14 protein-coding genes and 1 pseudogene are annotated in these 13,932 nt (G+C 43.9%); 6 read left to right on the top strand and 9 right to left on the bottom strand.

Annotated elements, in window-relative coordinates; all coding sequences use genetic code 11:
• Entirely contained in the window at positions 1–162 is a 162-nt protein-coding gene (locus tag ABL924_RS09880; RefSeq protein ID WP_349026925.1) for a hypothetical protein, read from the top strand.
• 3 nt (positions 163–165) lie between these two features.
• Here ABL924_RS09880 and ABL924_RS09875 read toward each other — a convergent pair whose 3' ends face one another.
• The 5 genes from ABL924_RS09875 to ABL924_RS09855 all read right to left on the bottom strand — a co-directional run bounded on the left by ABL924_RS09875 (position 166) and on the right by ABL924_RS09855 (position 5,477).
• On the bottom strand, positions 166–570 hold the full coding sequence (locus ABL924_RS09875; protein ID WP_349026924.1) for a hypothetical protein: 405 nt from the start codon (positions 568–570) through the stop codon (positions 166–168).
• Between the two features lie 186 nt (positions 571–756).
• Positions 757–2,781: a transglycosylase SLT domain-containing protein gene (locus tag ABL924_RS09870; protein ID WP_349026923.1), complete on the bottom strand. Its 2,025-nt coding sequence runs from the start codon at positions 2,779–2,781 to the stop codon at positions 757–759.
• A gap of 114 nt (positions 2,782–2,895) precedes the next feature.
• Positions 2,896–3,915, bottom strand: coding sequence for a glycosyl transferase family protein (locus tag ABL924_RS09865; RefSeq protein ID WP_349026922.1), 1,020 nt, complete (start codon positions 3,913–3,915; stop codon positions 2,896–2,898).
• Between the two features lie 163 nt (positions 3,916–4,078).
• Positions 4,079–4,966, bottom strand: coding sequence for a heme o synthase (cyoE, locus tag ABL924_RS09860; protein ID WP_349026921.1), 888 nt, complete (start codon positions 4,964–4,966; stop codon positions 4,079–4,081).
• Between the two features lie 133 nt (positions 4,967–5,099).
• A complete protein-coding gene (locus ABL924_RS09855; protein ID WP_349026920.1) occupies positions 5,100–5,477 on the bottom strand; it encodes a hypothetical protein in 378 nt (125 codons plus the stop codon).
• 99 nt (positions 5,478–5,576) lie between these two features.
• Between ABL924_RS09855 and ABL924_RS09850 the strand changes: the two genes are divergently transcribed.
• The 3 genes from ABL924_RS09850 to rsmD are packed head-to-tail and all read left to right on the top strand — an operon-like array spanning position 5,577 to position 8,795.
• A complete protein-coding gene (locus ABL924_RS09850; RefSeq protein WP_349026919.1) occupies positions 5,577–6,932 on the top strand; it encodes a pitrilysin family protein in 1,356 nt (451 codons plus the stop codon).
• Entirely contained in the window at positions 6,932–8,245 is a 1,314-nt protein-coding gene (locus ABL924_RS09845) for a pitrilysin family protein (RefSeq protein WP_349026918.1), read from the top strand. Before ABL924_RS09850 ends, ABL924_RS09845 begins: the two co-directional genes overlap by 1 nt.
• A complete protein-coding gene (gene rsmD, locus ABL924_RS09840; RefSeq protein WP_349026917.1) occupies positions 8,235–8,795 on the top strand; it encodes a 16S rRNA (guanine(966)-N(2))-methyltransferase RsmD in 561 nt (186 codons plus the stop codon). The genes ABL924_RS09845 and rsmD overlap by 11 nt, the downstream gene beginning before the upstream one ends.
• A gap of 391 nt (positions 8,796–9,186) precedes the next feature.
• Here rsmD and ABL924_RS09835 read toward each other — a convergent pair whose 3' ends face one another.
• From ABL924_RS09835 to dcm, 3 genes are read right to left on the bottom strand one after another with little or no spacing between them, the layout of a single operon-like run.
• On the bottom strand, positions 9,187–9,399 hold the full coding sequence (locus tag ABL924_RS09835; protein WP_349026916.1) for a hypothetical protein: 213 nt from the start codon (positions 9,397–9,399) through the stop codon (positions 9,187–9,189).
• On the bottom strand, positions 9,396–10,172 hold the full coding sequence (locus ABL924_RS09830) for a DUF3883 domain-containing protein (protein ID WP_349026915.1): 777 nt from the start codon (positions 10,170–10,172) through the stop codon (positions 9,396–9,398). The genes ABL924_RS09835 and ABL924_RS09830 overlap by 4 nt, the downstream gene beginning before the upstream one ends.
• Before the next feature lie 10 nt (positions 10,173–10,182).
• A complete protein-coding gene (gene dcm, locus ABL924_RS09825) occupies positions 10,183–10,620 on the bottom strand; it encodes a DNA (cytosine-5-)-methyltransferase (RefSeq protein ID WP_349026914.1) in 438 nt (145 codons plus the stop codon).
• Between the two features lie 78 nt (positions 10,621–10,698).
• Between dcm and ABL924_RS09820 the strand changes: the two genes are divergently transcribed.
• Positions 10,699–10,911, top strand: coding sequence for a type II toxin-antitoxin system HicB family antitoxin (locus ABL924_RS09820; RefSeq protein ID WP_349026913.1), 213 nt, complete (start codon positions 10,699–10,701; stop codon positions 10,909–10,911).
• Between the two features lie 44 nt (positions 10,912–10,955).
• On the opposite strand, the pseudogene ABL924_RS09815 reads toward ABL924_RS09820, so the two are convergent.
• Positions 10,956–11,138 (bottom strand): annotated as a pseudogene (locus tag ABL924_RS09815) (molecular chaperone); the annotation flags it as partial.
• Positions 11,139–11,319: 181 nt separating this feature from the next.
• Here ABL924_RS09815 and ABL924_RS09810 point away from each other — a divergent pair.
• Entirely contained in the window at positions 11,320–13,548 is a 2,229-nt protein-coding gene (locus tag ABL924_RS09810; protein WP_349026912.1) for an AMP-binding protein, read from the top strand.
• Positions 13,549–13,932: the final 384 nt, after the last annotated feature.

Raw genomic sequence — 13,932 nt, 5'->3', positions numbered from 1 at the left:
TTGAATAAAACCATAGAATCTCAAGGCGAACGGGAGTTTAGGCTTCACAAGGCCGAATCAATAGTAAAGTGGGCAACTTTTGTTGCCCACTACATCGTCGTCTACCCAAATTTCTTGCAATCTTCTGGCGAGCAGATAAATCCAGTCTGCTTTATTAACTAATTTTTACCGAGCTCTACAACTTTCTGTGATAGAAGCCCTAAGTGTATAGGCTTTGGTAGTTGCGTTATAACTGTAAATTCGTCCATTGACAGAGTTGTTTTTAATAAAGGTTTTAGCAATTGCTGTGGCACCAGCAGCTACATCAGCTGGATTGCTATCAAAATCAAATTCTACCTCACCTGCAACAGGTCTTTTAAAGGCTTTTGACCATACAGCCCCCGTTCCAGATCTAGCCAATGCTCTATACAAACCTGCACCAAACCCTCTGCCATCCACTGATGCTTTTGAGCGACTGATACCACGGGTTTCGCACTTCACGTCAACAGATACCGCATAGGCATCATTCATAATAATCATAGAAAGCGGAAGTGTAAGTACCGCTAAAGCAATTGTTTTTTTAAAGTTCATGAGTAATCTCCGAGTAAAAAATTTTGTTAACCCAATAATGAAACTGAAAGGTCAGTTTTAATTTGAGCTATCCGTTAATGTCAAATTAGACAAAAAAGGTTCATGGAAAACAAAATAATTTTTACAACTATTTAAAATAGTATTTCAAAAAACAAAGACGAGAGTGTGGCGGCTCAAAACTATCTGTTATCCCTTAAACAGGACTGATACGCTAGTCTTTTTACTAGCCGCGACTGCGCCTATTTGCTTAAACGGAATCAGCAAACGTTGCCCCAAAGAGATAGTTTGCCGACGCTTAAGCTTGTTAGCTTCACGCAACGCCACTTCGCTTACCCCGTGATTTTCGGCAACCACTTTCAGTGACTCTCCGTTATCAAGATAATGTACGGCTAAATAACCTACATCTTTCGGTTTGGCTATTGTTGTCCTTTCAGCAGTTGGCTTAAAACTAATCGCCGCTGCTTTTCCTGGTGGATAAGACCATTGTTGGTCATCATTAACATGAATCGACAAAAATGGCATCTGGGTCTTCGTCCAGCTAGGCTCAGAAAATAGTGCCAACCCTTCGAAAAAAGGTAATGATGCTTTCTTCTCATCTTTATACTTATGCGTCATAAGAGCCAAGCTTTGGTGCAATAAGTTAGCATTGCTGATAGGCATCAGTAGGGTGAACGGCCTGCTCCCTGTTATAGCGGATTTAAGATAAGCCGAATTTAATAAACTAAACTGATCGGATTCAAAATCGGCCAGTTTGGCAATCGTTTTTAAATCCTTTTGTACCAGATGATTAATGTCGGTTTCACGATCAATATTGACTTTAATGAAATAAGGTTCATTTCTGACAGGCCTGAGTTTCAGCCCATAACTACCTGGATTTGCGAAAATACTGGATAAGGCAAGTAGTCTAGGTACGTAATCTTGCGTTTCTGTAGGCAAAGCCAATGACCAGAAATCCGTATCAAGCCCTTCTGCTTGGTTACGGCTGATCGCGGCATCGACCGCGCCTTGACCACAGTTATACGCTGCCAATGACAGCAACCAATCACCTTTGAAGTGGGTGTTCAATCCAGAAAGAAAACGAATGGCGGCATGGGTAGAAGCAGTTATATCCAACCGTGCATCGTAATCGCTATTTTGCTCCAAACCGTACTCTCTCGCGGTACTGGGAATAAACTGCCATATGCCAGCTGCACTTTTAGGCGATAGCGCAGTGGGTTTATATGCGCTTTCAACAATAGGCAATAGTGCCAAATCCAAAGGCAAATTATGTTTACTTAGTTCACTGACTATGTGATAGAGATAGGGTCTGGCGCGCTCAGATGCCTCATATAGTACGCCTTTACGTTGGCTATAACCGGCAATTTGTCTACTTAGCCGCTCGTATTTCGTTCTCTGTCTATTTTGGCATTGTTCTGACATTTGGGAATAGCTTTCAGCCAAGATACCCTGCCGGGCAAGATTGACAACATCCTGTTTGCTTAAGTCTGAGCAATTCCTTACGGCTACCTGTCCTTGGCCTTTAGCTTTAGTACTTGATCCATTTTTATCTAATACAGAAGTTTCGGCAACATCACCATCTTTGAATAATTCAGGGTGAAGACCTAATCGGGTACGAATACGCTGCACTGACGATGATTTGAACAAACCATCCCCCTTTGCTGAATATAATTGCGGATTTGAAATGGCATGTGCTTTATTGAAGCGGGCAGCCAATGAAGCCGATGGTTCTTGAGAGCCAAATCTCAAGCGCCCAAGCCGTGTGTACTTATCCGCCGAACCTAAGCCTGTTTTGGCTTGACTTTCTTTTTGTAGGATAAGTACTTGCCTAGCCCGCAATTTCTCCGGTAACTGGGATTGACCTCTGAGTAATTTATTGGGAGCAATTACAGTGGTTAACCTTTCTGATCCATCGTTATGAGTGCGAATAATCCCCGTTGTTGTTATAGATTCAGATGAAGATGTGGACAGATTTTTGTTTTTTGCTGCAACTATTTGCCCAAATCCAGCGATTTCAGGGCTAGGTCTTGGAATTCTTATACCTGCTCGGATACGTTGCCATACGTCACCTGGATTAGCATCAGCTTTGTGTGTTTTGCCTTTGCTTCGCCCATGTGACCTATGTTTATCGGCTGAGGCAGCAACCGAATCATCGTGATGGACAATGAGTGACGAACTGACGAGTACAAGCAGGGTAATCTGTAGTAAGCGCATGATTTTATTTTGTTATCCAGCCTTAAAGATGAAATGGTTTTTATAAATACAACACGTTAGGTTCATAGGAAAAAAAGTAGGTAGTTTGCTTAAAAATTCCAGATATTAAGTGGTTTAGCTAAACCGCTTTTTGTCTCTTTGTAACCAGAAATCCGTCGCCAGTTGCTGCGCTTGCTCTTGATTACCTACTTTTCCTAATAATTTCAATGTGATAGCTGTTGTACCAATAATGGAAGCCTCAGCAAATTCATCCTGAATTTTACCTTGCCAAACCATGGCTAATTGTTCAGGCTCTAAACTCTCTGCTCTGACATGCCGATGCACAAAAAGTGCCGGCCAAGTTTCATCACACATTACACCATTGTGGACGCTTTGCACCAAACACTCCATATCGGGATTACGTTCAGTCTCGCCGCCTTCGCCTTTTAATGCAGCCGCATGGGGTTGCTGCAACAAGGCGGCAGCTTGTTGATGCACCGATCTGTAAGAAGGGTGAAAAATCCCCTGAATGCTGTATTGGGCATTGAACGGGTTTAACAATTTTACCAAGGTATGCACGGGCGAACGCAAACCTAAAATGGGTCGCAGCTCTATGATTTCATGTAACTTAGGGCAGATTTTTTCCAGTGATAAATAACTGAAATGTTGGTCGATAAGCTGTTTTTTGGCTTGTTCAACCGTTGTTGCCACCTGCAGACCGAGATAAGTCAAACAATGTTGGGTGTATACGCGACTGGCTGATGGTCCTGGTGAACCGTGCATAAAAACTTTGATGCCATTCTCGGCCAATAACAACGCAGACAGCAAAAACCACGGCAAATGCCGCCGTTTCCCTGCATACGTAGCCCAATCCAGATCAACCAGCGCACTGTCATCAGCAAGCTTGCAAGATTCTCTTGCTGCCAACACGAAACCTGCGAGTTCTTCCGGCGTTTCTTCCTTAACGCGCATTAACATCAAAAACGCACCCAATTGCACGGGTAACACTTCGTCAGCCAGAATCATCTTCATGGCGTGATAGGCTTCATCCTTGGTCAGCGCTCTTGAACCCTTTTTCCCTTTGCCCAGTATCCTTATCGTTTCTGCAAAAGGATGTTCCGGATGGGAGGTTTTCAGATGGTGCGAGAAGGTCATATAGAAATTATTAAAAATAAAACAACTCCCTCTCCTGATGGAGAGGGTCGGGGTGAGGAGAATTAAAAAAGCAAAAGCCTTTACACTCCCCTCATCCTAACCTTCTCCCTCAAGGGAGAAGGGACTGGTAGTCCTATTTTAACCTCATTGGATTGATATAGGTTCATAAGGTAATTCTTACATAATGGTCGATTAACAACGCGGCAAACAATACCGTTATGTAGATAATCGAGTACCAAAACGTAAGCATGGCGGTTTTGGCATCTTTATTTCGCATCATCAACACAGCAAAATAGATAAAACCGAACCCTAACAGCAATGCAGAAACCAAATAAATCAGTCCGCTCATCCCCGTCAAATACGGCAATAAGGTGACAACGAGCAACAAGACGGCGTAAAGCAATATCTGCAAACGGGTAAATTCCGCACCATGTGTAACGGGTAGCATGGGAATATTAACCAGCGCATATTTTTCTTGCCGTGCAATAGCCAACGGCCAAAAATGCGGCGGTGTCCAAATAAATATGATTAACACGAGTAGCAACGCATAAGGATGCACTTGACCCGTAATCGCACACCAACCCAGCAACGGCGGCGTTGCCCCAAACGCGCCACCGATGACAATATTCTGCGGCGTGGCGCGTTTAAGCCAAAGCGTATAGATAATGGCATAACCGAATAAGGACACAAAAGTGAGAATGGCGGTTAGCATATTGACCTTAACTATCAACACCAACATGGACGCAATACCCAATATGACAGCAAAAGCGATGACATCCGATGATTTCAGATAATGCTGCGGTAAAGGCCGATGTGGATTGAGTACCCCATCAATTTTTTGGTCGATAAGGTGGTTGATAGCTGCCGCCGATGAGGCCGCCAACCCGATCCCGATGATGCCATATACAACCTTATCCAAAGGCGGCATCCCAGGCACAGCCAGCAACATTCCTACGACAGCCGTAAACAACATTTCCGCTACAACGTTAGGTTTACATAGCTCTAGGTAGCTTTTCCAGGATGAGGGGGCAACAGCGGCTTGGGTTACCATTATTAATTAAGTCCTAGCATTGAGGTGTGGAGAGCAAATTTTAAGTTGTGTTTGTATATACATTGAACATCAAAATCGCAAAAATGTAGCTAAAAATGTCCAGCTCACGGAATGTGTGAGTTTGATTGATTTGCTATGCAATTATGGTTACCTCACTACAAATTACCCAACCAGACATACCGTAAGATGATGAAATAACTATTAACTTGAGTTTTTTCTGTTCTGATTCAGAAACAAATTCCTCTGAGTTCTTTGATGCCAATGAAAGACCGTAATTTTGATATTTTTCAATTTCATTTGAGAAAGTTTTATAGAATAAACTAGCATCATATTCCTCAAATTCTAAAACTATATTTCCTACCAGAGTGTGTTCAAAGTGGTGTCCTAATACGTTTTTAAATATTACAACTCCGGTTCTTTCTCCATGATGTTCGCTTAAATTTAATGTTATTTCTTTAATCTCACAATTAACTTCGTATTTATAGATGTCAAAATCATGGAAGTTCTTCATGCTGTTCCTGCATAACAACTAGGTTATCGTATAGAATACAGTGAACCTATGATTATTCAAACAGTCCGAAGCGCTAACATTAACAACAACGAGGGAGTTATGAACGCAAGATTACTTTGTGCGGCAATGTTATGTTTGCCAATATTGTCAGCTATTGCCGAACCCAAGGTCGCTGAACACGTCTTGGCTAACGGTTTGAAAGTACTGGTCAAAGAAGACCACCGCTCACCCGTTGTGGTATCTCAAGTCTGGTATAAAGTCGGCTCAAGCTATGAGCCAGGCGGTATCACTGGCATCTCGCACATGCTGGAACACATGATGTTCAAAGGTACAGACAAACATCCTGCTGGTGAATTCTCCAGAATCATTGCCGAAAATGGCGGCGATGAAAATGCCTTTACAGGTCAAGACTATACCGCCTATTTCCAAACAATGGCAGCCGATAAGCTGGAAGTCAGCATGGAGCTGGAAGCCGACCGGATGCGTAACTTGCATCTGTTGCCGGAAGAATTGAAAAAAGAACTCCAGGTCGTCACCGAAGAACGGCGTATGCGAACTGAGGATAATCCCCAGGGCAAAATGCAGGAACATTTCAATGCGATGGCTTATAGCAACAGCCCTTATAAGCACCCCGTCATCGGCTGGCCTACCGATATTGCCAACTATACCGTTCCCGACTTGCAGGAATGGTATCAACGCTGGTACGCACCAAACAATGCCACCTTAGTAGTTGTCGGTGATGTCAAGGCTGAGGATGTTTTTGCGCTGTCGGAAAAATATTTTGCTCCACTCAAGACCAGCGATATCAAGCCACTTAAACCACAAAACGAAATCGAGCAACTCGGTTTACGTAGGATGACGGTGAAAGTCCCGGCGAAACTGCCTTCCATCGTTATGGGTTATAAAGTCCCTGTATTAAAATCGGCTGAACAGGAATGGGAAGCCTATGCCCTGGAAGTATTGGCTGGTGTACTCGACGGTGGCAGCAGCGCTCGCCTTAGTTCAGGTTTGGTACGCGGCAAGCAGATAGCCGTTGCCGCAGGTGCAGGTTATGGGTTGACCTCACGATTGCCGGATTTGTTTGAACTGGAAGCCACGCCTGCAGAAGGTAAGACCTTAGTGCAAATGGAAACCGCCTTAAAAGCCGAAGTCACCAAACTGCAAAAGAATCTGGTAAGCGATGAAGAACTGCAACGCATTAAAGCGCAAGTGTTAGCCAGTGCTGTTTATGAGCGGGATTCTAATTTTTATCAAGCCATGCAGCTTGGTATGCTGGAAACCGTGGGCTTAGGCTGGCAAAAAGCCGATGAATATGTCGCTAAAGTCAATCAAGTTACTGCCGCACAAGTGCAAGAAGTCGCTATTAAATATCTGATAGAAGATCATCTGAATATCGCTTATCTGGAGCCGCAAGCCATCAATAAGACGACTACCGCCAAAAAAGGAGGGGCATAATGAATTTTAAATTAATCGGTTTTATATTACTTATTGTTAGTCAAGCTAGCTTTGCCACCGCAAAAATTGAGCATTGGCAAACATCACAAGGCAGCCGCGTTTACTTCGTCCAAGCTGATGCGTTACCGATGGCCGATATACAAGTTGTTTTCGATGCTGGAAGCGCACGGGATGGACAACAATTCGGCCTTGCTGCTTTAACGTCAGGTCTTCTGGATACTGGAGCGGGGCAGTGGAACGCTGACCAGATTGCCCTGCGTTTTGAAAGTGTTGGTGCCAATTTTGGTACGGGTGTTTCCAGCGATACGGCTTCCCTTTCCTTACGTACGCTTACAGAACCCGCTTTATTCGATAAAGCATTGGAGACCATGCATGTCATCCTGACTAAGCCCTTGTTTAAAAAAGCCGATTTTTTACGGGAAAAAAACCGCACTCTTTCCGCTATCAAACAACGGGAAGAATCTCCCGCCGAAGTCGCCAACTTAGCTTTTTCTGACAAACTATACGGCACTCATCCCTATGCACACCCCGATTCTGGCGTGATGGCAACGGTCAAAAATCTTAAGGAATCTGATCTCGCCCAGTTCTACAAAAAATATTATGTGACTAGCAATGCCATCGTCGTTATCGTCGGTAATTTATCCAAACAACAAGCAGAACAAACGGCTGAAAAGCTCCTAGCTGGCTTGCCCACTGGACAAAAACCAGAACCGCTACCCGATGTAGCAATGCCCACACAGGCCAGCGAACAGCATATTGAGTTTCCTTCCACTCAAACACATGTTCTGGTTGGCCTTCCTGGCAGCTACCGAAAAGACCCTGATTACTACAATCTATACGTGGGCAATCACATTCTGGGCGGAAGCGGCTTAGTATCCAAGCTGTTTAGTGAAGTGCGGGGAAAACGCGGCTTGGCTTACAGTGCCTCCAGTTCCTTTGCGCCCATGTTAAAACCGGGGCCTTTCACGGTCAGCCTACAAACCCGTAACGACCAAACCAAACAAGCGGTTGAAGTCCTTAATGCGACATTGAAGGACTTTATCAACAAAGGCCCAACACAAGCAGAACTGGATGCCGCCAAAAAGAATATCATCGGCGGCTTCCCCATGCGTTTTGACACCAACAAGAAACTCGCCACCTATGTCGCCATGATCGGCTTTTATGATTTGCCCCTGGATTATCTGGACACATTCAGACAAAAAGTAGAAGAAACTACTATCGCTTCAATTACCGATGCCTTCAAACGCCGCGTGAATACGGAGCTATTGCAAACCGTTACTGTCGGCAACTCAGCCACTGCAGTTGCAAAATAAGCTCAGGATAATCGGCGGCGAGTGGCGCAGCCGCCAGATCGACTTTTATGATGCGCCCGGACTCAGGCCGACCCCCGCCAGAGTTCGGGAAACCCTGTTCAACTGGCTGCAATACGACATTCCCGGTAGCTGCTGCCTGGATTTATATGCCGGTAGCGGCGCATTAGGGTTTGAAGCCGCCTCACGCGGTGCAAAATCAGTCGTCCAAGTGGAAAACAACCCCGAAGCCTGCCGTGCCTTAAAAGAAACCGCCGTCAAGCTGTCAGCCACGCAGGTCAAAATTGTCCAAAGCGATGTGTTCCGCTATCTTTCAGGCGATGCTGAACTTTTCGACATCGTCTTCCTCGATCCACCTTTTGCCATGAACTTAGCAACGCAGACTTGCCAATGGCTGGAAGATAAAGGCTGGTTAAGCCAACATGCGAAGATTTATGTTGAAGCAGGAAGTAAAATGAAATTTCTTAATGGGTTGCCCGATAATTGGCAGTTGCTAAAAAGTAAAACGGCGGGGGAAGTGAGTTATCATTTGTTTGAAAAAAGTAATGATTAAGCTTAAGTATCTTGTAGATACTGTTATCGGACTTACAGCTTTTTTAGAAAATGTATCCATAATAATGAATTAGCTTTTTATGACAATCCAGTCACTGTTAAAACCGATTTGCTCCATTGTTTCCTCAAAATCTAAAACAGGCGGTCTTCTGATTTGAAAACGTATCGCTGAAGCGGGGACTTTATATTTTATGGTGAACTGTGAGCCATGTGGTTGCCAGGTAAATTTATGCTGGTTATTGGTCTTATCAAAACCTTCAAAATTTCCTCGTTTATTAATTTCCCACCTATACTCACTCGCATTAAACCGATGGGGTTCTTCCTCGAATAATGTAAATTCAAGTGTGTTTACATTTCTTACCAGAATGGCTGTCCTTAAGTAATCAAATTAATCAAGGGCGATATTGACGCTCCTCTAATTCAAGAGCTGATGCTACCAACAAATCATCGGCTGAAAACTGAAAATTAGCTTCATGGCGTCTAAAACCTTCATAAACGATCGACATCGCTTGTGTCACCGTATCATTTGTCCCTTTTGGGTCGAGAAGAGCTAAAGCTCCATGTATTTTAGTTAGTAGCTCTTGATATTCATAAGATCTATTCACAAAATTAACCTTTGTATGTTTGTAGCCCACGATATTTGAATTATGGCAGATTCACGACGCTCAAAAATAAGTTTTGATTTTAGCGGATTTTGGAATACGGTGTGGTATGGCTTTTCGTTGAAGTTTCGTACCACAAACAAATAATAACGATTTTCAAGAAATTGGGCGACCTTATATTCTTTACAGGTCAGCGTTATTGCGCCCGTCGATGCCGTCATCCCTTTAACTTCAACAGCTTGAAAAGGATGACCCTCTTTAAGCATTTGATAGTCGAAGCCACAACCTAAACCCGTTGTATTTACCAAGTTGAAACCCTGGAATTCAGGCAATTTGCTATACACCGTTTCAAAATATTTTTCTGCTGCTTGCCCTGTAATCAAGCGTTTTGCAAATGTATTGTCTTCGGACGGATTTGCGCTCTCCTCGATGATTTCGATTTCACCGATAGCAGAGATTTCAGTTTTTAGATACGCAGCAAATGAATCAATATCCCAGTCACGGTATTCATCCATGATCTTTTTGCAGTATTCACGTAAGGGTCGTTTATGCCAGCCTTGCCGAGGGTTTGGGAAATATGGATCAAATTCATCGCGATAGTTCTTAATTGAGGCAGGATTTGAATTCAAGCTTAGAGCAATGGCATTGAATGCCTCAGAAAACCCATTGAAACCCAATGCCTGTAAACCCTTTACATCAAATTTCGACACAAAAAGCCCTGTTATAATCAGCTTTTCTCTGGTGGTTAATAGGCGCATTTTGTTGGATATAGACAATCAAGCCCCTTCAAAACTTTCCCTCCTGTTTTGTAACCCACATTTTTAAAGTGCTGATAATTTTAGTAATTGTCCTTTTGTTGTCATGTGTCACCAATTGCTTTACATTTTCGAGAACAATCATTGGCGGTTTTTTGTTGTTGAGAATGTTAACTATCTCAAAAAACAACGTACCTCTGATATCGTCAAAACCTTGTCTATTAACAATAATACTGAATGGTTGGCATGGAAATCCTGCGCACAAAAGATCATGTTTAGGTATTAATTCCATGTCAATTTTTGTAATATCTCCAAAAGGCTTTATGCCATAATTTGCTTCATAAGCTTTTTTTGCAGCATTATCTATTTCACTGGCAAACAGGCACTCACCTCCATTTGAGGCGGCTGCTTGATGAAATCCGCCGATTCCAGCAAATAAATCAATGAATGTAAATTTATTATTTTTCAATTAGTTATTCTGATGTTTTGAAATTGTCTACTCTGTAATTTATATCATAATCAGACTCGCAAATACAAGGATTAACCCATGCGCTATGCAATCGTTGTAGAAAAAACAGAAAATAACTATTCTGCTTATGTGCCGGACTTACCGGGCTGGGTTGCCACAGGCTTTACACTCGAGGAAACCGAATCCGAAATACGTGAAGCAATCCAATTTCATATCGAAGGATTGATTGAGGATGGCTTGCCCGTGCCACAACCAATAAGTGTTGTTGAATATGTTGAGGTTGCCGCTTAACCTTGGACAGAGCCTAATATGCCCTGCCCAGGATTAATTCCGTCTTAGCTTTTAACAAACTTCAGCGCATCATTTTCAACAGCCACCTTGATGACATCGCCTGCTAGGATTTCCTGCGCCAACGGGTTTTCCAGTTGTTGCTGTATTGCACGTTTCATAGGCCTTGCGCCGTAGACCGGATCAAAACCTGCCCCACCCAAATCCAAAGCCTGATCAGAAATTTCGATTCGCTGCTGTTGCCTTACCCAACAAACTACAATTCAGCAAGGTCTTAACCTTGGCATTACCTTAGTGTCGCTTTAAACACGCCTTGCCACTTCCCAGACGGGCAGCTCTAACCCAAAAAACTGGAAACATTTGTCAGCCCAGATTTTTTAACGTCTGCTAAGATAATGTCAGGAGGTAATTATGCTGAAAAAAGTGTTACGCAAAGTAGTGGGGGCAATCCTGACCTTGATTTACCGGATTGAGATTACGGGTATAGAAAATTATGAAAAGGCCGGAAAACGGGTGTTGGTTATTGCCAATCACACGTCTTTTCTCGATCCGTTATTGTTATGGGTTTTTCTGCCGGATGACATCACGTTTGCGATAAATACGCATATTTCGCAGCGTTGGTGGTTACAGCCGTTCCTGGGGTTGTCGCAGATTTTTCCGATGAACCCTACCCATCCTATGTCCCTAAAGGATTTAATCCACCATTTGCGTAACGATACCCGCACTGTGATGTTTCCTGAAGGCCGTATCACGGTTACTGGTGGCTTAATGAAAGTCTACGATGGCACGGGCATGGTCGCAGACAAATCACAGGCCACTATACTGCCTATCCGTATTTCGGGCGGACAATATACCCATTTTTCAAGGATGCACAAGGTCTTCCGCTTACGCTTATTTCCTAAAATAACCATCCATATTCTGCCACCAACCCGCGTATCAACCCCCGAACACCTGCGTGGCAAAGCACGACGTAAGTTTAGCGGCCACCTGCTAGCCGACATCATGAGCGAAATGATGTTTTCTACCAGCGTATTCAGGCAAACCATATTTCAGGGTTTATTAGATGCGCGAACGATTCACGGCGGTCAGCACGTCATTGCTGAAGACCTAGAACGTAAAGTCTTAAACTACGATACCCTGATTACCCGAACGCTAGTCTTGGGCAATGCCTTGGCAAAATTGACCCGTGAAAGTGAAAATGTTGGCGTATTTTTGCCCAACTCTACAAAAACACTGGTGACCATTCTCGCATTGCAGTCACAGGGGCGTGTCCCTGCGATGCTGAATTATTCAACCGGTTCAGTTGCCATGCTATCCGCTTGCCGTATCGCCGAAGTAAAAACGGTATTAACGTCGCGGCAATTTATCGAAAAAGGCAAATTATCTGCTGAAGCAGCCGCCTTACGTAATCAAGTACAACTGGTTTATCTGGAGGATCTTGCCCAATCCATTACCACACAAGACAAATTAAAAGCGTTGTGGCAAAGCAAAACCGCTGATTACTGGTATCGTAAAATCACACATAATCCTGATAACCCTGCCGTGGTACTGTTTACCTCCGGTTCAGAAGGCACACCGAAGGGTGTGGTGCTTTCCCATGCTAATATTTTAGCCAATCTTAGGCAGTTAGAAACACGTACCGATTTCATTCCCCAGGATGTGGTACTTAATTTCCTACCTATGTTCCATTCTTTTGGTTTTACCGCAGGCTCCATGTTGCCCATCCTGCGCGGCATGAAGGTGTTCTTTTACCCTACGCCCTTGCATTACAGCGTTATTCCTGAAATGGCTTATGAACTCAAGGCAACTGTCATGTTCGGCACCAATACATTTTTGGCGGCTTATGCCAAAAAAGCCCATCCTTACGATTTTCACAAGATGCGTTATGTTGTCGCGGGTGCGGAAAAGCTGCAAGAAAGCACCCGTGAAACGTGGATGGACAAGTTTGGCGTTCGCATTCTTGAGGGTTACGGCGCTACTGAAACCGCACCCATTACCTCTGTGAATACAAACATTTACTATAAAGCTGGCACGGTTGGCCGCTTTATGCCAAGTATGGAGCATAAGCTGGAACCCATCCCAGGTATTGAAGAAGCTGGTCAGCTCCACGTCAAAGGCCCTAACATCATGCTGGGTTATCTACTGAGTGACAAGCCCGGCAAACTCGTACCACCTGAATCTATCTACGGCAAAGGCTGGTATAACACCGGTGATATAGTCCATGTGGATGAAGAGGGTTACATCAGCATCCGAGGGCGCAGTAAACGCTTCGCCAAAGTCAGCGGCGAAATGGTGTCCTTAACCGCCGTGGAACAACTCGCCACCAAAGCATGGCCGAACGCACACCACGCCGCAACCAGCATACCCGATGCCAGAAAAGGCGAACTGGTGATCCTGCTTACCACTCAGAAAGATGCCACGGCAAAAACCCTTGCTGCCGCATCTCCAGGCGTTGCCGCCATCAGCCTTCCCAAGAAAGTTTTTATTGTGGATAGCATCCCCGTTCTGGCATCAGGCAAAATCAATTATCCCAGCGTGACTGAGCTGGTTCTCGATAAGGTTTCTGATACAGATGAATCTGACGTGGCGGACGACAAAAGGGATAAGACTGGCGAGATTTATGAAGATGAGGATGATTAGGGTTTTAAGTAAGGCACGCTCTCAATTACTTTAAGAAATAAGCTAAAGTTATTGTATTATTTGTTATTTTTTCACACGAAGCACAATGGCAAGAACGGTATTGAGTGATTCAAAATGGGAACGCATCAACCAAACAATGCCGTGATATTCGGTCATGGCATTTGGTTTTGTTATGGTCAACAAAAACCGGACACTTTTTTAGACAGCCTTTCTATAAAAATCCCGTTCGTATTGCAGCGGGGATTGATAACCGTGTTTGAATGAGACCGTTTGTCGTTGTAAAAAGCCACACATCAATAACACTTAGTTTGGCTGATACTTTAGTCCTAAACTTTTCAGTGTCAGCTGTTCGTGTTTAAGGCTTCGGAAAAACCGTTCTGTCGG

The sequence above is a fragment of the Methyloglobulus sp. genome (genome assembly GCF_040079455.1).
Taxonomy (GTDB): domain Bacteria; phylum Pseudomonadota; class Gammaproteobacteria; order Methylococcales; family Methylomonadaceae; genus Methyloglobulus.
Note: the sequence above shows the minus strand (reverse complement) of the source record. Positions and strands in the feature narration are given on the sequence as shown.